This is a genomic window from Bryocella sp. (assembly GCF_058498515.1).
This window is the reverse complement of record NZ_JBMHYI010000071.1, coordinates 101,599-121,683: the sequence shown is the minus strand read 5'-3', so window position 1 is coordinate 121,683 and position 20,085 is coordinate 101,599. Positions and strand designations below refer to the sequence as shown.

Annotated in this window: 12 protein-coding genes; 6 read left to right on the top strand and 6 right to left on the bottom strand. The window is 61.8% G+C overall.

Annotated features, from left to right (window positions below; translation table 11 throughout):
* Window positions 1-127 precede the first annotated feature (127 nt).
* Entirely contained in the window at window positions 128-850 is a 723-nt protein-coding gene (locus AC5E6W_RS22045) for a hypothetical protein (RefSeq protein WP_491754503.1), read from the top strand.
* A gap of 388 nt (window positions 851-1,238) precedes the next feature.
* Window positions 1,239-4,070 (top strand): UPF0182 family protein, encoded by a 2,832-nt coding sequence (locus tag AC5E6W_RS22040; protein ID WP_491754502.1) that lies wholly within the window; start codon window positions 1,239-1,241, stop codon window positions 4,068-4,070.
* A gap of 160 nt (window positions 4,071-4,230) precedes the next feature.
* On the opposite strand, the gene AC5E6W_RS22035 is transcribed toward AC5E6W_RS22040, so the two are convergent.
* Complete coding sequence (locus tag AC5E6W_RS22035; protein WP_491754501.1) at window positions 4,231-6,030, bottom strand: S1 RNA-binding domain-containing protein; 1,800 nt, start codon at window positions 6,028-6,030, stop codon at window positions 4,231-4,233.
* 269 nt (window positions 6,031-6,299) lie between these two features.
* Window positions 6,300-6,779 (bottom strand): response regulator, encoded by a 480-nt coding sequence (locus AC5E6W_RS22030; protein ID WP_491754500.1) that lies wholly within the window; start codon window positions 6,777-6,779, stop codon window positions 6,300-6,302.
* A gap of 254 nt (window positions 6,780-7,033) precedes the next feature.
* On the opposite strand from AC5E6W_RS22030, the gene AC5E6W_RS22025 reads away from it, so the two are divergent.
* Both AC5E6W_RS22025 and AC5E6W_RS22020 read left to right on the top strand, forming a co-directional pair.
* On the top strand, window positions 7,034-8,872 hold the full coding sequence (locus AC5E6W_RS22025; RefSeq protein ID WP_491754499.1) for an ATP-binding protein: 1,839 nt from the start codon (window positions 7,034-7,036) through the stop codon (window positions 8,870-8,872).
* Window positions 8,873-9,085: 213 nt separating this feature from the next.
* Window positions 9,086-9,646: a hypothetical protein gene (locus AC5E6W_RS22020; protein ID WP_491754498.1), complete on the top strand. Its 561-nt coding sequence runs from the start codon at window positions 9,086-9,088 to the stop codon at window positions 9,644-9,646.
* Between the two features lie 4 nt (window positions 9,647-9,650).
* Here AC5E6W_RS22020 and AC5E6W_RS22015 read toward each other — a convergent pair whose 3' ends face one another.
* From AC5E6W_RS22015 to AC5E6W_RS22000, 4 genes are all read right to left on the bottom strand, one after another.
* Entirely contained in the window at window positions 9,651-11,297 is a 1,647-nt protein-coding gene (locus AC5E6W_RS22015) for an N-acyl-D-amino-acid deacylase family protein (RefSeq protein ID WP_491754497.1), read from the bottom strand.
* A gap of 34 nt (window positions 11,298-11,331) precedes the next feature.
* Window positions 11,332-11,652 (bottom strand): c-type cytochrome, encoded by a 321-nt coding sequence (locus AC5E6W_RS22010; protein WP_491754496.1) that lies wholly within the window; start codon window positions 11,650-11,652, stop codon window positions 11,332-11,334.
* Between the two features lie 93 nt (window positions 11,653-11,745).
* Complete coding sequence (locus AC5E6W_RS22005; RefSeq protein WP_491754495.1) at window positions 11,746-14,022, bottom strand: tetratricopeptide repeat protein; 2,277 nt, start codon at window positions 14,020-14,022, stop codon at window positions 11,746-11,748.
* 57 nt (window positions 14,023-14,079) lie between these two features.
* Window positions 14,080-16,011: a CRTAC1 family protein gene (locus AC5E6W_RS22000; protein WP_491754494.1), complete on the bottom strand. Its 1,932-nt coding sequence runs from the start codon at window positions 16,009-16,011 to the stop codon at window positions 14,080-14,082.
* 315 nt (window positions 16,012-16,326) lie between these two features.
* Between AC5E6W_RS22000 and AC5E6W_RS21995 the strand changes: the two genes are divergently transcribed.
* Both AC5E6W_RS21995 and hypF read left to right on the top strand, forming a co-directional pair.
* Complete coding sequence (locus tag AC5E6W_RS21995) at window positions 16,327-17,403, top strand: GntR family transcriptional regulator (protein WP_491754493.1); 1,077 nt, start codon at window positions 16,327-16,329, stop codon at window positions 17,401-17,403.
* Window positions 17,404-17,415: 12 nt separating this feature from the next.
* Entirely contained in the window at window positions 17,416-19,779 is a 2,364-nt protein-coding gene (gene hypF, locus AC5E6W_RS21990) for a carbamoyltransferase HypF (RefSeq protein WP_491754492.1), read from the top strand.
* The last annotated feature ends 306 nt before the right edge of the window (window positions 19,780-20,085 follow it).

Sequence of the window (20,085 nt, the reverse complement as noted above, 5' to 3'; positions counted from 1 at the left end):
ACCGCGCCCACCGAGCCTTAAGCCGGCTCTCAGCCGGAAGCCTTGCAGGCGGCTTCAGCCGCACTCAGGCGACTTTCAGTCGCAACCCCAACCTACCGGCTTTCAGCCGGTAGTCGTTTAGTCCAAGTTGACCGAGATCGCGATTGAGATCATTGTTAGCGCCGAACAGCGATATCGAGATCGGAAGGTGCAGAGCCACAAATGGAAGGTGGAGAGAAGAGCTGAGCGGAAGCGGAAGCTCGAAGAAGAGCGTGCAGCTCGAGAGCGAAAGAGGGTGCTGGAGGAACCTCGCGTAGATCGCTTGCTTAAGGACGCCGCCGCGTTTCAACAGGCCCGTGAAATCCGTTCTTACGCAGAGGCGATTCGCGAGCTGAAATTGAAGGAAGGGAACCCGATCCCGTCGGAGCTTGACCGGCGGGTCACATGGGCTATCGCTCAAGCCGATCGAATCGACCCAGTGATCGGCAACGCCTTTCTTGTGTCTATGGACGACGGCGATGGTGAAGATGCTGACTTGGCGCCTGAGGCTGCCGAGCAGGATCAGGTCGTTCTCTTGGAACATGACATCACTCGGCTCGAGCAATATAATCGCGCGCTGAAAGAACAACTCGCAATGCTCAAGAGGGATGCGACGTCTCAGAGGTATACGTCGAAGATGCGGTCCGCGAGCAGCGGCACAACTACTTCAAGTATCGAAATGCGCGCCGATACTGAGGGGCGGGCGCCGGGTAGGGCATGGAGATTCGCGCCGAGATTTTGGATGGGCCTATCGGATTGCGTCAAAGTGGAGAAAAGTAGACATTTCGGCTTCGTCGCCCATGGATTGTGGTTCGCTGATCCTTATTTCTGATTCCCTGATCGGCCGCTGGAATTCCGTGATCCTGAAACATATCGAGACGGCATGGAAAGGCGCAAGTCGCTGCGAGGAGACTGTCTAACGTGATTCGAGCGCGCTTATGGTGGGGCTTGAAGGTGCAGATTCCTTACAGATTTCCCTGTTTGCAGGGAAATGCACGCTGAGAGCGGTTCGTCGCAGACTGTCAGCACCGCCATATTGTCTGGGTTCCTTGAAATTGGGAACTCAGGAGCGATGAAAGCGCCCGGTCTGGCCACCAGATCGGGCGCTTCTGCGTTTGGGAAGGTCATCGCGCGAAAGCTCGGCACGTGGACCGACGGGCCTCTATGCTTGGAGCAATGGCAGCCGATGAAGGCCGCCTGTTGTTCAAGCAGGAGTGCACGTGCCAAAAATTATCGATCTGCCAAACAAGCCCCGCCGCTCGCGGACGTTGGTCGTGGTCTTTGCGGTCCTGGCAGCCTTCTTACTGGGCGGCGGCCGTTTGCTCTCCCTGTACATTGATGCGCTGTGGTTCAACTCCCTGGGATATGCGGAGGTCTTTCGCAAGACGCTCGCGCTAGAGGCAAGCCTGTTTGGCATTTTCTTTGCGCTCACGCTGGCTTTGCTCTTGGGCGCCTTTTTCTGGCTGAATGGCGGCCAACTCAGCAAGACAAGCCTGGTGCGCACGGTATCGGTCAATGGACAACCGCTCACCATTGATGTCAGCCGCTGGATGAAGCCCGCAGTGCTGGTTTTATCTCTGTTCGTTGCGTACGTCAGTGCGTCCTCCATGTCTGCGGAGTGGGCAACGTTCACGCTATGGATCTATGGGCCGCATACGGCGAGTATCACCGATCCGGTGATGGGACGCCCCCTGAATTTCTATCTCCTCACGCTGCCGGCGTGGCAGTTACTGGCTGGCTGGATCACCGAGCTTGCAGTCCTGGTGCTTGTCATGGCCGTTGGACTCTTCGTCCTGCGCAGGCTCCCGCAGGGACAAGACGTACGCTTCGCCAGGACCGATCGCGATTCATGGAGCGGCCTCTACACAGCTGTCGCCATCGTGTTAGTCGCGTTGGCGCTGCGGGTATGGCTCAACCGTTTCGATTTACTGTTGGCGGATCACACTATTTTTTCCGGTGTGACGTATACCGACGCCCATGTGGAGTTGCCAGGGCTTCTGCTGGTCGCGGTCGTGTTACTCGCCGGCGCGGCAGTTGCGGCTTATAGCGCAGCAAGCCGCACTGGCGGCAAATGGGTGGCGATCGCCGTGTTGCCGGGGATGCTGTTGTATCTGGCGGTTCAAGGCGTGGACGTTGCGGTGGACACGTTCATCGTCAAGCCAAACGAGCTCGTCAAAGAACAGCCCTATATTCGCAATAACATCGAAGCGACGCGCGCAGCCTACTCGTTGGATAGCATCGTGGTTCGGCCCTTTGCGGCGGGCACCACCGCGGCCGATGCGGATGCGGCGAAGAACCAGCCCACACTTCAAAATATCCGCCTGTGGGACGCGCAGGCACTGCAGGATACTCTTCGTCAGATCCAGGAGATACGGACTTATTACGACTTCCCGAGCATCGATATCGACCGCTACATGCAGGATGGCCATCTGCGTGAGGTGATGCTTGCTACGCGAGAACTGAGCACCACGAAGTTGCCAGAAAGCAGTCGCAACTGGATCAACGAGCGGCTGGTCTACACCCACGGATACGGCGTAACGATGAATCCCGTCAATGGCTTTACTCCGGAGGGCCTGCCAACACTGATGTTGAGTAACATGCCCGTGCAGAGCACCGTGGCGGGGCTGCATGTAGATCGACCGCAAATCTATTTTGGTGAGCTGACCGACTCCGACGTTTATGTGAAGACGCGTCAGCAGGAGTTTGATTATCCGCAGGGCCAATCGAACAGCCTTACCAGCTATCACGGAGACGGCGGAATCGTTCTTGGGGGCTGGCTCCGCCGGGCATTTATTGCGCTGGAGCGCGGAGATATAGCGAAACTGCCGTTCAGTGACGACGTTACCCCCGACTCGCGGCTGCTGATGCGACGCAACATCAGGGAGCGTGTTCTCAATATCGCGCCATTCCTGACGCTTGATCCTGATCCGTATATTACCGTGGGCGAAGATGGGCGACTCCGCTGGATTCTCGACGGATTTACCTCTGCGAGCACTTACCCGAATGCACGTCACTACGGGCTAGCCGATGCAGATGTGAACTACGTGCGCAACAGCGTGAAGATTTCTGTCGATGCATACGATGGCACGGTTGCTTTCTATGTGATGGATGGTGCCGACCCAATCCTTGCCGCCTATCGCAATGCCTTTCCGGCGCTGTTTCAACCTGCTTCGGCTATGCCCGCATCGATGCGAGCTCACCTGCGGTACACCGACACGCTACTGAAGCTTCAGGCTCATGCCTATGGCCTGTATCACATGACCGATCCTTCCACTTTCTTCAACCGTGAAGACCTTTGGACCCCAGCTACAGAGTCTGCCTCAGGCAGCGATGGTCAACCCTCCACGCGCGAGATGGAGCCAAACTACGTCCTGATGAATCTTCCTGGCGAGTCCGGCATGGAGTTCGTAAATATCCTTCCGTTCACACCGAGCAATCGCAATAACCTCATCGGATGGATAGCCGGGCGCAGTGACGGAGAAAATTATGGGACGGCGGTTGCCTATAACTTCCCTAAGACACGTCTCGTCGATGGGCCATCACAGATAGAAGCGCGCATTGACCAGAACGCCCAGATCAGCGGACAGCTAACCCTGTGGAATCAGCAGGGATCGCATGTGCACCGCGGCAATTTGCTCGTGATCCCTACCGGTTCGGCGCTCTTATACGCTGAGTCGATCTACCTGCAAGCGGACCGGAGCCCGATGCCTGAACTGAGGCTGGTTGTGCTGGCGCTGCAGGATCGTCTGGCTTATGGCACTACGTTTGAGGCGGCTCTCTCCAGCCTGTTCAATGGGACTGAGTCATCGATAACTCAAGTATCTCCAACACAGGGTCCCGCTGCAGCCAACACGACGACAGGGCAGACGCCAGCGAGTGTTGCGTTTACGGGCAACGCGAGCGATAGCCGCGACAAAGAAATTCAAGAGGCAGCGCAAGAATTCGCGGAATATCAACGGCTGACGGCTGAGGGCAAGCTCGCGGAAGCTGGTGCGAGACTCGCCGCGTTGAAAGCACATCTAGATCATCTCTCCGGCGGAAAGGCCCATTGATGTCCTGGAAACGGGCCACTTAACTAAGCGTTCTACAAACGAAAATCCGAAGGGAACCACGACCAACCGTACTCCAGCCTTCTCCCGCCCAATGAGCAGGAGAAGGCTGGAGTCGTTTTTACCGAGCTTGCTGTTTTATCGAGAGTGAAGCGGATTCGGTCTAAGCCAGTGCGATCTCTACGGTCTTAGCGGCTCCGTCGAGGGACTTGATCGTGAAGCTACGAACCTGGCCGGGGCTTACTTCGTTTGAGGACTTACTCGACGATGAAGCTGAGCTCTGGCCGCCAGTCTTCCACTTGGCGTTGAGCATGGAGCTGAATGCCGAGAGGTCGACGGCTCCGGTAGCGGCTGGCGCTTCGGGGGCTTCGGGAGCGGCGGCTGGGAGCTTGCAGGTGACGAGGATGCCTTCGCCAAGCTCGACGCGAGCGATGCCGTTTTCGACCGAGACGACGCGGCCGGTGACGGTATCGCCAATGGAGTGTTCGGCGAGGAATTCATCGAGGCCGGTGGGAACGAGTTGCTTGATGCTGAGGCGAAGCTTGCGGCCTGCCTGGTCGATTTCGAGGACCTTTGCCTTGACGATCTCGCCGACGCGGAGGACGTCCGAAGGATGGTTGAGGCGACGATCGACTGCGATTTCGCTGATATGAACGAGACCCTGGACTCCTTCTGCGACGGTAATGAAGGCGCCGAACGGGGTCATGCTTGCAACGGGGCCTTCGACGACGGAGCCGACTGTAAGGCGCTGCGCGGCCTCCACCCAGGGGTCGCCGAGGGTCTGCTTGAGGCCGAGCGAGATGCGGCGCTCTTCGGGCGAGATGGAGAGGATGACGGCTTCGATGACGTCGCCGACGTTCGCAACCTCGGTTGCCTTGTGGATGCGCTTGGACCAGGACATCTCGGAGAGATGGACGAGGCCTTCGACGCCGGGAGCAATCTCAACGAAGGCGCCGAAGTCCGCGGTGCGGGTGACGGTGCCGCGAACGCGCTCGCCGACGGTGAAGGTCGAAGCTACGTTCTCCCACGGATGAGGCTGGAGCTGCTTGAGGCCGAGGGAGAGGCGGTTGCCGGTGGCGTCGACCTTGAGGATCTGCACGTCGAGCGCCTGCCCGACTTCGAGAATGTCGGCGGGATTGTTGACGCGGGTCCAGGAGATGTCGCTGATGTGGAGGAGGCCGTCGATGCCGCCGAGGTCGAGGAAGGCTCCGAAGTCGGTGAGGGAGCGGACGGTGGCGCTGACGATGTTGCCTTCACGAAGCTCGCTGAAGCGCTGGCCCTTGAGGACGGCAGCCTCGGCTTCGGTGACGATGCGGCGATCGAGAACGACATCCTCCTCGGCGACATCCAGCTTCGTGATGCGGGCGAGGATCTCCTGACCGACGAGCTTCTCCATCTCCGCGGCGTCGCGTGTGCCGGTGCGGGAGGCAGGGATGAAGGCGCGGACGCCGACGTGGACGGAGAGGCCACCTTTGACGACGGCGGTGACGGTGCCGGTGATGTTGGCGCCCTCAGCGAAGGCCTTCTGGAGGCCGCTCCAGTCGGTGACCTTGGGAGCGCGGAAGAGGGAAAGCTGGTAGAAGCCATCGGTGTCGCGGCCCTTGACGGAGACGAGCAGGGAATCGCCGGGCTGGGGCGGATCTGACTTCGGCGGGAGCGCAGTGAGGGGAAGGATGCCTTCGGACTTGAAGCCGATGTCGACGAAGACGGACTCGGCGTCGACGGTAACGACGGTACCCTGGATCTGGCGGCCCTCGTCGCCGGTTCGCCGGTTACTGGTCTTCTGGTAGGCCGAGAAGATGTCGCCGAAGTCCTCTTCGGGCTCCGTTGGGACGGGCGAAGCAGTGGATACTGCCTCTCGGGCGACAGCCTCCGCGGCAATCGGGGGCTGTTCAGGCGGAGTGGTGGAGGATGCCTGGTTTGCTAGGGAATCGGGAGTGACGACTTCGTTTGAATCGGACATGAAAAACTAAACCCTTTGAAGACCATGGCATCGCGATGATCTGGAGCAATTCTCGGTCAGGATATCAGGACGGACCTGGATCTGATCTTCCGGGAAGCAGACGCCATCCAGAAGATCTGAGACGCGAGAGGCTACCGTCGCCCTCTGCGTCAAGGGCGCACAATAACTGGGGTTGGGCGCCATGGGTTGTCCGCCGCGGCAGGAATGCGTTGCGGGAACGGGGTGACAACTCGTGTAGTAGAGATTTGACGCGAATAGGATGATCTTTACTATTCGCCGATGTTGCACATGGGTCTTGATTCCATCTTCGCCTTCAGCACGGTGGAAGCACGCTGCGGATAGGTGATCGCGTGGGAAAGACTGGCGAGCCTGATCATCTTCTCGATGAGCGTGGCGAAGTTGACGGGCTTGGATTCGAACTCATCGCAGCCAGCGGCAAAGGCGCGCTCGCGGTCGCCGTTCATCACGTGCGCGGTGAGCGCGATGACGGGAATGCTGCCGGTGCGGTCGTCGGCCTTGAGACGGCTGGTGAGGGTCCATCCGTCCATTCCGGGAAGACTCATGTCCATGATGATGAGATCAAAGGAGTGGGAGACCGCGAGTTCCAGACACTTCGGTCCGTTCTCGGCGGTCAGGACCTGCCAGCCATAGCGGGTCAGACGCCGGGAGAGCATATCCCGGTTCAGTTCGTTGTCTTCTACGAGCAATACATTCGGCATAAGATTCGTGTGGTCCGTCGCTCGGGTCATCTCCTGTATTGTCTTCATACCGCGAGAGTTGAGCCATGCTCCGGGAATATACAATGACAACACGAAGGTGTGCCCTGTTGCACTTTCCGGGTGATGGCTCCCATTCCACTCTGGGCCTAAGCTTTGGCAGAACTGCTATGACCGCTGATCAACCCCGAGGCTGACGGTGAGTGCGTGGCTGCCCCGCGGCGAGGCACTTTCGCGAGATGCGAGCGGTCTGCCGATAGGGAATCATGGTCTTCAGAGGAGGACCCTTGTTCGGCTTTCTTCCCCAGATCGATCCGCCGGAAACATCCGAGACGACCGGCCCGCATCGTGATGCCCGTCTCTGGACGGTGGCGTTGTGCGTTCTTGTGTGCGAGCTCATCTCGACACGCATTAATGCCCAGAGCTTCAAACTCGATGGCGCGTCGCTGGTGTGGCTTCCCAACGGCATCGTGATTGGAGCGCTGGTCAGCTCCAGCCGCCGTCACTGGCCTTCGCTGATCGGGGTGAGCTTTGCCATCGATTTTGCGGTAAACGAATTTGTGGGCGCTTCGTTCGCTACGTCGATCACCTTCGCCGTATTCAATTCGATCGAATGCATCATTGGCGGATTGCTGCTCTATCGCTTTCTGTATCCGCGCGCGCGCCTGACGGACTGGCGGCAGATGCGCGCCTTTCTGATTTACGGCGTGATGATTGCCCCTGCTGTCGCGTCGGGCCTGGCTTCGATTTATCTGTATGTCCACCATGGAGTGCCGTTCAGCAAGTCCTGGAGGTTCTGGTACGCCGCTGACCTCCTGGGCATTGCTACGACGACCCCGCTGTATCTCTCCTACCATCACAATCGGCTGTTTGTCGGCCGGTCGCGCCGCGAGCTGGCCGTGTTGCTGACGGCACTGGTTGTGGTGTGCCTGATGGTCTTTGGCTGGAGCACCTATCCTTCGATGTGGATAGTCCTGCTGGTGCTGATGCTGTTGGGCGTTCGAGGGGGCTACACGGCTTCGGCACTGGGCCTGCTCATCGTCATTGCGATTGGCGGCGACATGACGATCATTGGGAGGGGAGCTCTGGGAGCGTCGATCGGCCACTCGTTGGGAGCGCGGATGTTCGCCTTCCAGGGCTTTACGGCTGTGTCAATGGTCGCACTCTATCTCACCGAGGTTGCGGTCGCATCGAATCGCGCGGCGCAGGCCGCTCTTCGCAAGAGCGAGGCGATGTACCGCTCGCTTGCGGATGAGCTGGAGGCTCGTGTGCAGGACCGGACGCTCGATCTGCAGCGCGAGATTGTTGAGCGTGAGGCAGCGCAGCAGGACCTGGTGCACGCGAAGCTGCTGGCAGAAGAGGCGAACAAGTCCAAGAGCGCCTTCCTGGCCAACATGAGCCACGAGCTCAGGACGCCGCTGAACGCCATCCTCGGTTACAGCGAGATGCTTGAGGACGATGCCGCAGAGGAGGGCCGCGAGCATGTCGTTGAGGATCTGCGGCGCATCCAACGAGCCGGCCATCATCTGCTCAGCATCATCAACGATGTGCTTGACCTCGCCAAGATCGAATCAGGCAATATCGAGGTCTTTCCGAGGAAGATTGAGATCTCGACCATCATTGCGGACCTGGAAGGCACGATCAAGCCGCTGGCGGCGGAGAACCGGAACGAGCTCAAAATCGAGATCGAACTGCCCGATGCGGCCGTGGAATTAGATCCGGTGAAGTTCAAACAGTGTCTTCTGAACCTGCTGAGCAACGCGTGCAAGTTTACGAAGGACGGCACTGTGACGCTGCGGGCACGCCTCAGTGGAGACCCGGAGCATCCGGGGATGTGCTGGGAGGTTCAGGACACCGGCATCGGTATCTCACCGGCCGATCAGCTGCGGCTGTTTCGTCCCTTTACGCAGGTGGACAATACCTTCACGCGTCGCCACGACGGCACGGGACTTGGGCTCGCGATCTCACAGCGACTCATCCACCTGATGGGCGGCGAAATCAGCCTGGTCTCCGAGCCAGGAAAGGGATCGACCTTCACGCTCTTTCTGCCGCAACATGTGGTCGATTCTAAGGTGCTCACGGAGTCGATACGGAACCCGATGTTTGCCATCGGCGCTGACGCCTAAAGAACCGTTTCTATAAATCTGACGATATCTCTGGACAAAATTCGTTATGCGATGTATTGTATCGCATAACGATTCAAATGTATTCGGATCTCTGTGCAGCGATGTCGCGAACGGTCGTGGCTTCATGTCAGCGTGGTGGATCCCTCACCCAGACGGCATAGGGCGCGGGATCTGACTTATTCCAGTCCGAGGTGCAGCATGCAGCGGAAGTTCATGTTTTCCCTGGCAGTTCTGGCGTTGGCGGGAATCTCCGCCGGTGCGCGTGCGCAGATGGCGGTCCACGCCCTGAGTGGCACGGTAAAGGCGGTTACGCCGAGGAGTATCGACATCGCGGTGGATCCCTCAGATCCGACGACGATTACGCACTTCAAGCTGACGCCGAATGCGAAGGTCTCGCTGGAATTCGAAAGCGCACTGCGCTCGGACTCCGTGGCGGCGGGCAACTTCCATCATGTGGGAGCCTTCGTCGTCGTGTACTTCTACGGCTATGGGTCGGATGTGACGGCAGTCGCGTTCAAGGAGCTCAGTGCCGGCCCGTACGCCAAGGTAGAGGGCAAGATCACCGACTATGACCGGCGCGACCACAAGATCACGCTTGCGGACAGTGCAGGAACGGCGCACACGTTTGTGCTGTCAGACCATCTCATTGTGGACTCGGACCAGGGCGCTGGTGATGGTCGCAGGTTTGCTCCGCGCAAGGGGGACGACGTGCGCGTGACGTATGCCTCCAACGGCACACCTGGCACCGCCTCCTTCATTCACGCGAGCATGTAGCGTCTTATCGAGAGCAGCCGATGGCGGGCGTCGGCCGAAGCAAGCCGCGACCCGCGGCGGCTCCCGTCAGGTTGCTGTCCTCCACGGCCAGCGTGCCGTTGACAAAGAGTTCCTTCACACCCACGCTCAGCTCGCGTGGATGCAGATAGTCCGCGCGTGGAGCGTACTTCGCGGGGTCGAGCACCGTGACGTCGGCGAAGTAGCCGGGACGCAGATAGCCGCGATGGTCGAGCTTGTAGATCTCCGCCGTGAGGCCGGTGGAGTGGCGGATGAAGTTCTCGAGCGTGATGGTGTGCTTCTCCTGCACGTAGACCTTGTACTTCTGCGTGAAGGTCGCATACTGGCGCGGGTGGCCGTCGGAGCCGTCGGAGCTGGTCACCACCCAGGGCTGCTTCATGATGAGCTCGACGTCGCTGTCGATCATGTTGAACGACGCGATGGCGATGCCTGCGCCCTTGCCGGAGGCGCTTGCTGCAGGGGATGCGTCGGGACCGCCGCGCATGATGATGACTGCTGTATCGACAGGCTCGAGCTTCCACTCTTTCGCCATGGCTTCGAGTGTCTTGCCGGTCCAGGGCTTGCCAGCTGAGGTGAGCAGGATGGAGGCGGGGCCGCCGCGACGGCGGAGGTTCTCTACCATCTCGACGCGGATCTTCGCCATGGCCGCAGGGTCGTCGAAGCGCTTGAGCATCGCGCTATAGCCGCCATCGATGGCCCAGCGGGGGACGAGGGAGGCTTCGAGATCGGAGCCTGAGGCGAGCCAGGGATACTCGTCGGCGGTAACGTCCTGGCCGTGGGCGCGCGCGTCGTCGATGAGTTTGACGACCTCCGGCGCCTGGCCCTGGAGATCGACGCCGAGTGCCTTCAGGTGAGCGAAGTGCACGGGAAGGCCCGCTTCGCGGCCGATCTGAAGCACCTCTTTGATGGAGTTCATGAGGCCGATGGTGTAGTCGGATTCGTCGCGCTGATGGGTGTCGTACATGCCGCCTCGCGTGGCGGCCTCGCGGGCGAGTGCGATCACTTCGTCAGTCTTCGCGAAGCTCTGCGGGGCATAGAAGAGACCCGTCGAGAGGCCGAGCGCACCATCGCACATGCCCTTGGCGACGAGAGCTTTCTCCTGCGCGAGTTCGGCCGCATTGGGGGCGCGGTCGGCCTGACCGAGGACGCGTCCGCGGATGGCGCCAAAGCCCACGAAGGGAGCGACGTTGGTGCCGATCTTCTGCTCGACGAGATGGTCGATGTCGGCCTTCACGTCGGGAGTGCCGTAGCCGTCGACGCCGATGACGATGGTGCTGACACCCTGTGCGAGCCATGGAGCGTTGAGGCGCTTGGTCACGTCGGGTGAGCGGATGTAGGTGTCGGGATGGGTGTGCGCGTCGATGAGCCCCGGTGCGACGATCATGCCCTTCGCGTCGATGATGCGGGCTGCCCTCTGGGTCGCGTGCGCGCCGACGTAGAGGATGCGATCGCCTTTGAGGGCGACGTCGCCGACGAAGGGCCTGCTCTCGCTGCCGTCATAGATCGTGCCTCCGCGGAGAATCACGTCGGCGGTCTCCACGCTCTGCGCAGGGAGAGCGGAAGGGACGATCGCAGCCGTAAGAGATGCGACGGCCAAAGCGTGGCGGAGGCACAGCAGGGAATGACGGGGCATGCCAACATCGTAGCGCGCGGAGATGCGCGCGTGGCTATTGCGATTTTGTGGGAGTCGCAGACAGCAGCTTCTCAGGGTGTTTGCTGCGGAGGAAGGCGACGAGATCGTCGATCTCTTCGGGCTTGAGTTGCTCACCGAAGGCAGGCATGCCCTTGCCGCCGTCGTGGATCTGATGCACGATCTGGTCCGGCTTGAGGCGCTTGCGCACGTCGACGATCTTTGGCGCGCGTTCCGTACCGGCGAGCTGTGGGCCATGGCAGAAGATGCAGCCATGCGTGGCGAAGATTTCTGCGCCGCGCTTGGCGGCTGGGGCGTCTGAGGCGGCCTGGGCCGGATGCGTGAGTGAAGGAACCAAGGCGGCGCATAGTACCGCTGTTGCAGAGAAGGAGAGAACGAGTCGGCGAGATCCCACAGTCAGAGTCTTCCTGAAGCGCAGTTAGGGCGCAACTTACTGCATCATCCCACGCGCTGCGCTGCTGCTGGGAAGTGCGCCGACCTGGGCCGCGGGAGCCACGGGCTGGGCTGCGCCGGTCGCGTGGTGATCGAGGTCATGCACGTGCCAGGGGACACTCTCGTTGGCGATCTCGCGATGCTTGCGGAGATACTCGAGCGCGAAGGTGCTGGCCGTCGGGTCGTCCTTCTGATCGGAGAAGTAGGCTGCTTCGATGGCGGCTTTGTCTTTCTGACCAGTGCGGCGATATAGGATCGCGAGGTTGTAGTGGGCGGCGAGGTCATCGGGGTCGATGGACTGGACCTGGAGATACTCCGCCATGGCCTTGTCGTACTGATGCATCTGGTAGTACGAGAAGCCGAGCTCGCGATGGGCGTCGCGTGAGCGTGGGAACTTAGCCTCGACCATCGTGAAGTGCTTGATGGCGTCGTCGAGGTCGCCCTGATTGCGCTCGACCAGCGCGAGGTAGTAAAGCGCTCGCGAGTCGTCCTTGAGCAGCGTGAGGGCCTTGGTGAGGTAGGGCATGGCGTCGTCGTACTTCTCCCAGCCGATGCAGACGATTGCCTGGTTGGTGTAGGCGTCGGCGTAGTCGGGCCGGAGTTTCGCAACCTCCTGGAAGGCGGCGAGAGATGCAGCGTATTGCTGTGCGTCGAGGAGGCCGATGCCGTAGTTGTTCCAACGCATCCACTCGGGATTTTCGTTGGGCTGCGCAGGGGTTGCGGCGTTGAGGCCGGAGCTGAAGGTGCGGGTGGTTGCGACCATGTCGATGACGGGCTGCGGGTAGTTTTGACCCATGGCCATGCTCATGCCGAAGTTGACGAAGTGCTGATCGAAGCGGCGATAGCGCACCGTCGCAGTGACCGTGATGGGGCCAGCCTTGGGCATCGTAAAGGCGTAGCGGAGCAGCTGCGAGCGGCCGGACTGGATGGTGTTGTTGTAGGCGACGACCCGGTTGTCCCACACCTGATGCAGCGCGTTGATGCCGCCCTGCGCGTTGATGAGGCGGTTGGTGAAGCTGTGAGCTTCGGGGTCGAGCTCGTTATCAGGCTGGAGCGCGCCGTTCTCGTAGAGGACCTTGCCGGCGGCATCCTTCACGGTGAAGTCGACGTACATCTCGTACATATCGCGCTGCTCGGGCACGAGGGAGTGCGCGGCGCCCTTGTTCTGCAGGACGACGTCCACGAGCACGCGCTGGCCTGCGATGAGGTGGAAGGCGCTCTTGCCGAGGGGCGCGATGACGGCGGGCTGGCCGTCCTGCGGGGTTTCGGGTTCAACAGCGAAGATGTCGACGTTGATGACCTGATCGCGGAGGAACTTCACGACGGCTTCGTTCTGCTCGCTGTACTTGTAGATCTGCGGGATGAGCGTGTTGGCGGCGGCCCAGCGATGGCCGGCGAGCTGATGGTTCTTCGCGCCGTAGTCAGGTAGGACACCGAGGTCGGCGCGCTTCATGTGGCAGGTCTGGCAGGTGGAGACGGTGTCCTTACGATAGAAGGGCAGCGGCGACTCTTTGGCGAAGGAGGCGTTCTGCCACTCGTCATAGAGCGAGATGGCGCGCAGCCACTTGTAGTCGTTGAGCATGTGCGGCAGCGCGGCCTTGTGGCAGGCGGAGCAGAACTCGCTGGTCTTGTAGAACGGCTTCATCACGGCGGCGGAGTGGCGATCGAGGTGCGCGAGGATGTCGGCATCGGTGACGGCGTGGGTGATGCCCTTGCCGTTTTCATCGACGAGGACCGCGGGCACCCCCATGACGTAGCTGCCGGTGCCGCGGGTAGTCACCGACTGGATGGAGTGGCAGACCATGCAGGTGACGCCGTCCTGATCGTAGGGACGGGTGCGCGGGGCCTTGTCGGTGAGCGAGCCGGAGAGCAGGGCGATGGGATCGTGGCAGCCTTCGCAGTGGCGGGTGTAGGCGATGCCTTTTTCGGCAGCGAGCAGGTTCACGTTGCGCAGGTAGTAGGGCACGCGGTTGGCGTTAGAGTGCACGCTCTGACGCCACTCGGCGTGGGCTTCCTGGTGGCAGTGGCCGCAATATTGGGCGGTGGGGAAGCTCTTGGGATCGAGGAAGGCGCCGGTATCGGTGGTGGCGTTCGAAGGCAGGTAGGGATGATCGTTGCCGAACTTGTAGTTGTAGATCGCCGACTGCTTCGCGTTGTACTGTGCGCGGGCGTCGATGGCGGCCTTGTCCTCGGTCTGGGCGCGAGATGGAGCGGCGATCGCGCCGATAAGGGCGAGACCTGTGAGGAGGATGCGGGCGCTGGCCTTGTGCTGCATACGTTGAGTTCCCGGAATGCGAATGCGGCGAATGGTAGTACCGCTTGCGGACAGCTGTCAGCGGATTTCTGCGACGGAGTGCTGGGGAGTTCCCGAGCCCTCCGGGAGATCGAGAATGGCGTCAACCTTTTGGATGAGGAAGGTCTCGACGAGGCCGGAGGGCCAGTGGACCTCGAGCGATAGGGGCAGCGTGGGAGCGCTGGGGCCGAGGCCGAAGTGGGGCCGCATGTCGGAGGTGGAAGCATAGCTTCCGCCGGAGAAGACGTCGCCGCGCTGGCGCATGCCGTTGGCGGTGAGATAAACGGTGGCGCCGATGGCGTCGTGGGGGCTCTTGCGGCCGTCGGGGCCGGGCTTGTCGCTGCCGGTGAGTTTGAAGGCGACCCAGTGGCTTTTGTTGGGATCGATGTTTCGGAAGAGCGCGGGCGTGGCGTCCATGTTGTTGATGACGGCAGCGATGCGGCCATCGTTGAAGAGGTCTCCGATGGCGAGGCCGCGTGAGGTGAGAGGCCTGGCAAGTGCGGTGTTCTCGACGGCGGGTAGGGGCTCGAGCTTTTTGCCTTGCTCGTTGTGGAAGAGCAGTGGGCGCTGTGCCCAGCTGGTGCCCCAGTCGTTGATGTCGGCATTGCGATAGACGTGGCCGTTGACCTCGAGCAGATCTTTCCAGCCATCGTTGTCGTAGTCGAGGAAGGCCGTACCCCAGCCGAGGAAAGGAATGGTGAGATCGGCGATGTGGGTGTCGTAGCTGACGTCGGTGAAGTTGGCGTCGCCATCGTTGCGGTAGAGAGGCTTGTAGTCGTCGGAGAAGGTGGTGTTGAAGATGTCGAGCTGGCCGTTGTTGCGGTAGTCGCCGAGGGCAATGCCCATGCTCGCGGTCTCGCGGCCTTCCTTGTTGAGCGCATAGCCAGAGGCGTAGCTGACGTCTTCGAAGGCGCCGTCGCCCTTGTTCAGGTAGAGATAGTTGGGGGTGGAGTCGTTGGCGACGAGCAGGTCGACTTTGCCGTTGCCGCTGAGCGAGACGAAGACGCTGGAGAGGCCGAAGTAGCCGCTCTTGTCGGCGACGCCGGCGTGGTCGCTGACGTCGGTGAAGGTGCCATCGCCGTTGTTGTGGAAGAGGTGGTCGGACTCGCCGGGAAGGCCGCGGGGGCCGCAGAGGACCTTGGCGCCGCGGTATTGGCAGAAGCTGAGGGGGATGCCTTCGGCGCCGACTGTTTGCTTGCCGAGGTCGTAGTGCACGTAGCCAGGGACAAAGAGGTCGAGCAGGCCATCGCCGTCGTAGTCCCCCCAGGTGGCTCCGGTAGACCAGTTGCAAAGCGCAACACCGGCTTTGTCGGCGACGTCGGTGAAGGTGCCGTCGTGGTTGTTGCGATAGAGGCGATTCTTTCCGAAGTTGGAGACGTAGAGGTCGGGCCAACCATCGTTGTCGAAGTCGCCGACAGCGACGCCGAAGCCCCAGCGATCGTTCGCGACGCCGGCCTTGGCAGTGACGTCCGTGAAGGTTCCGTCGCGGTTGTTGTGGAACAGAGCGGCGTGAGGTGCGGCGGCCTTGCCGGCTTCGGCCTCGTCGGTCGAGCCGTTGACGAGGTAGATGTCGAGCCAGCCGTCGTTGTCGTAGTCGAGCAGAGCGACACCGGAGCCGATGGTATCGAGGATGTAGGGCTTATTGGGCGAGCCCATGGTGTGATGCCAGGTGGTGAGGCCGGCTTTCTTCGCAATGTCCTCGAAGGGGATGGGGCCTTTGGCTACGGCGCCGCCAGCGGTGATAGGGCGGTGCTTCGCGTCGTAGATAGGAGCGAAGACTCCGGCGGTGTTGGAGCCTCCGTGGGCGGGGGGCTGTCCACCTTCCTGGGTGGTCTGCTGTGCGCCTTCGGCTTGCGCGAAGGCGGGGGCAGCGACGCCTAGGTTCAGCACCAGGGCGAGCAGAAGGGGTGCGGCCACGGCGCGTGTGGTGCTGGAGCTCTGCGAGCGATCAAGGCGTACCCACAATGGCATGGCGGACCACTGTAGCAGGTGACGTTGGAGAGCCGCCTCAACCATAAGGTGGAGGCGGTTCTGCGCAGATCCGAGGTCGCACGTTTCAACGAAAGGAGGGCTGCGGAATGCGATTACAATTAGCTTCACGCTCGATCCCGTCCAGACCCTCCCCCCACAGAGACCGGCATACCGGTCCGGCGTATCGAGAAAGCGTTGTCCGGAACCAATCGACTTCTTCCTCCTCCCAAGGTCGGTACTCGTTTGAGCTCCACGATCAAAACTCCGCACCCCAGCCCCCGGAAGGGTCGGGCCACAGTGCCTGCCAAAGCGGGGATGCATCGCTATCGAGCGATTTACGAGACGCTGCTGGAAGAGATCCAGACGGGCGTGTACAAGCCGGGCGAGCGGCTACCCAGCGAAGCAGCCTTGTGCGAGCGCTTCGATGCCTCACGGATTACGGTGGCGAAGGCCTTCCAGAGCCTGCAGCAGGAAGGCCTGGTGCGCCGCAGGGCGGGAAGCGGGACGTACGTGGAGGCGCACGCCAGCACGGCGACGCGACAGTTCGGGTTGCTGATCCCGGACCTTGGGACAACAGAGATCTTCGAAGCGATCTGCCAGGGGTTGATGACGTCTCCCGCGGGGGGATCGCATTCGCTTTCGTGGGGCAGCGCGGGGAGCCGCGAAGATGCTGCTGCGACGATGGAACGGTTGTGCCGACAGTTCATTGCGCAGAAGGTTGCAGGGGTGTTCTTCGCTCCGACGGAGTTTGCGGGCGAAGAGAATAACCGCCGCATTGCGGCAATGCTGGAGCAGGCCAACATGGCGGTGGTGCTGCTGGACCGCGATTTCGAGACGTATCCCAATCGCTCGAACTTCGACTTTGTCGGCATCGACAACCGGCGCGCAGGGTACATCCAGACGCAACATCTGGCGCAGGCTGGAGCAAAGCGGATCGTCTTTGCGATGCGGCCGGGTTCGGCGAATACGGTGGAGGCGCGGGCTGCGGGCTATCGCGAGGCCATGTTCATGCTCTTCCAAGGAGAGGTGGGGACCGTGGTGGGAGGCGACTTCGAGGACAAGTCGTTCGTCGCGCAGTTCATGAAGCGCGAGAAGCCCGACGGAATTGTATGTGCCAACGACGTGACCGCGGCGCGGTTGATGCGCACGCTGCTCTCGCTGGGATACAAGGTGCCGGAGGATGTCCGCATGATCGGGCTCGACGATGTGGGGTATGCGCGGTATCTTCCGACGCCGCTGACCACGCTGCGCCAGGACTGTGCGGAGATCGGCATGGTGGCGATGTCGGTGATGCTGGAGCGCATCGAACGGCCGAGTCATCCGGTGGTGGATGTGCGCGTGAAGACCGAGCTGGTGATCCGCGACTCCTGCGGGACGCGCAGCGGCGCGTAAGCTGAACTCCTGATGCAGAGCGATTCACCGAGGGCTGAGAGTTCGGACGGAGGCATCGCGCGCCGGCGACTGCTGGTGCGCGGCGTGGTGCAGGGCGTGGGCTTCCGGCCGTATGTGCATCGGCTGGCTGGCAGGTTCGCGCTGGCAGGATTTGTGCAGAACACCGCGGTGGGCGTGGTGATTGAGGTGGAGGGAGCTGAGGGGCCCGTCGCAGGCTTTCTCGATGCGCTGCCGAAGAATGGACCTCCACTGATGCGCATCGATGCGGTCGAGCAGACGGTGCTTGCCACGATGGGCGATAGGGGATTCGAGATCCGTGCGAGCGAGGCTGGGGATGATGCGTTCGCGCTGGTGCCGGCGGATGCCTGCGTGTGTGACGCGTGCCTGGCGGAGATTCACGATCCGGCGGATCGGCGTTATGGCTATGCGTTCACCAACTGCACGCACTGCGGCCCGCGGTACAGCATCATCGAAGACGTTCCGTACGACCGCGCGCTGACGACGATGCGTGGCTTCACGATGTGTACGGATTGCCAGCGTGAGTATGACGACCCGCACGATCGGCGCTTTCATGCGCAGCCGAATGCGTGTCCGGTGTGCGGGCCGCGGCTGGAGCTGGTGGATGGCGGAGAGACGCAGCGGCGTCGTGAGGGGTTGAGCTCGCAGGAGATTCTTGCAGAGGCTGCGCGAGCGCTGCTTGAGGGCAGGATCGTTGCGTGGAAGGGGCTCGGTGGGTTTCAGCTGGCCTGCGATGCTCGCAACGCTGACGCTGTGCGCTTGTTGCGGGCGCGCAAGCATCGGCTGGAGAAGCCGTTTGCAGTAATGGTGCGGGACCTTACGGTGGCGCGGTCGCTGGGCGAATGCAGCGAGGCTGAGGTAGAACTGCTTGCCTCGCCGCAGCGGCCCATTGTGCTGCTGGCGCGCAAGGCCGATGACGCGCAGCTTGCAGAGGAGGTCTGCTTCGGTGTGCCGGTGGTCGGGGTGATGCTGCCTTCGACGCCGATGCATGATTTGCTCTTCGCGGAGCTTGCGCTGCAGCATGGCAGCTCCGTGCCGCTGGTGATGACCAGCGGCAACCTCAGCGAGGAGCCGATTGCTATTGACAACGACGAGGCGCTGCGTTCGCTGGCGGGGCTTGCGGACCTCTTCGTGCTGCATGATCGGCCCATCCATACGCGAGTCGATGACTCGGTGGCGCGGGTGTTTCGTGGCAAGCCGATGTTGCTGCGACGGGCTCGCGGGTATGCTCCGCAACCGACATGGCTGGGCCTGGGCGAGGCTGAAGTGTTGGCCTGCGGCGGGGAGCAGAAGAACACGTTCTGCCTCGCGCGCAAGGGCTGGGCGCTGATGAGCCAGCATCTGGGCGATCTCGAGAACCTGGAGACGATGGAGTTCTTCGAGGAGACGCTGGAGCGTATGCAGCGGCTCTTCCACGTGATGCCGCGTATCGTGGCGCATGACCTGCACCCGGGCTACATGAGCACGCAGATCGCGCAGCGATGCGCGCGCGCGCAGGGCATCGAGGACGTTGTCCGCGTGCAGCACCACCATGCGCATATCGCAGCGTGCATGGCGGAGCATCGCCTGGAGGGCGAGGTGCTCGGCGTGGCTTGGGATGGCACAGGCTACGGCGAGGACGGGACCATTTGGGGCGGCGAGTTCCTGATTGCCAGCCTGGCCGACTACACGCGTGCGGCGCATCTGCGGCCGGTGTTGCTGGCGGGCGGTGACGCGGCGGTGCGGGAGCCGTGGCGGATCGCACTGGCGTATCTGCAGGATGCTTTTGGGGAGCTGCCAGAAGGTCTTGCGTGGCACCCGAATGTGAGCGCCTCTGCTCGCTCGACGGTGGAGACGATGCTGCGGCGGGGGATCAACACCGTGCCTACGTCGTCGGCCGGGAGACTCTTCGACGCGGTGGCATCGCTCGTGGGTTTGCGCGATACGGTGGCCTTCGAGGGGCAGGCTGCGATGCTGCTGGAGGGGATCTGCGCGCCGGGAGAGCATGCCGCTTATCCCTTCCTGCTGGACGAGTCGGATGGCGAGGCGATGCCGATCGACCTTCGACCGATGATCCGGGTAATCTCCAACGATGTTGCTGAAGGAGTTACTCCCGGGGTCATCTCGGCGCGCTTTCACGCGACGATGGTGGCGGTGATCGTGGAGGCTTGCATCCGGCTGCGCGCGAGGACGGGGCTGGACCGTGTGTGCCTTGGCGGCGGCTGCTTCCAGAACATGATGCTGCTCGGGCGCGTTTCTAAAGCGCTGGAGCAGGAAGGTTTCCGCGTCTTCTGGCCGCAGCGTGTGCCCTCGAACGATGGTGGCCTGGCGCTTGGCCAGGCGGCGGTGGCGCTGGCGAGAGTAGCTCGGCGGAGTTAGTCCGGCACGCCCCGGTGGAGCAGAAACACGCGCCAACAGCGTGGTTGCGTTACAACTTTCGCGCGATGGGTCAGTCTGTGGGAAACCGTTACGCTCAGTGTCAACTCGCACCGCGCCTGCGGCTTGTGGACGCTACGTCCGCCCAGCAGCGAAACCGAAATTGGCGCGGCGCCCGGGCCTCATCTGAGCATTTTCCCTGTTGCCGGGTTCCGAGAGTGGTGTGCGGTGGCGTTTCCATTGGGGAAACGCCTATAGAGGTCGAGCCACCGCGCTACAGCTGCAGGGAAATCGCTCCATCGGTTGAAA

Excerpts from the sequence above, each read along its gene's own strand:
- AC5E6W_RS22035 (WP_491754501.1), bottom strand. The coding sequence starts at position 6,030 with ATGTCCGATTCAAACGAAGTCGTCACTCCCGATTCCCTAGCAAACCAG.
- AC5E6W_RS22030 (WP_491754500.1), bottom strand. The coding sequence starts at position 6,779 with ATGACCCGAGCGACGGACCACACGAATCTTATGCCGAATGTATTGCTC.
- AC5E6W_RS22020 (WP_491754498.1), top strand. The coding sequence starts at position 9,086 with ATGTTTTCCCTGGCAGTTCTGGCGTTGGCGGGAATCTCCGCCGGTGCG.
- AC5E6W_RS22015 (WP_491754497.1), bottom strand. The coding sequence starts at position 11,297 with ATGCCCCGTCATTCCCTGCTGTGCCTCCGCCACGCTTTGGCCGTCGCA.
- AC5E6W_RS22005 (WP_491754495.1), bottom strand. The coding sequence starts at position 14,022 with ATGCAGCACAAGGCCAGCGCCCGCATCCTCCTCACAGGTCTCGCCCTT.
- AC5E6W_RS22000 (WP_491754494.1), bottom strand. The coding sequence starts at position 16,011 with ATGCCATTGTGGGTACGCCTTGATCGCTCGCAGAGCTCCAGCACCACA.
- AC5E6W_RS21995 (WP_491754493.1), top strand. The coding sequence starts at position 16,327 with ATGCATCGCTATCGAGCGATTTACGAGACGCTGCTGGAAGAGATCCAG.
- hypF (WP_491754492.1), top strand. The coding sequence starts at position 17,416 with ATGCAGAGCGATTCACCGAGGGCTGAGAGTTCGGACGGAGGCATCGCG.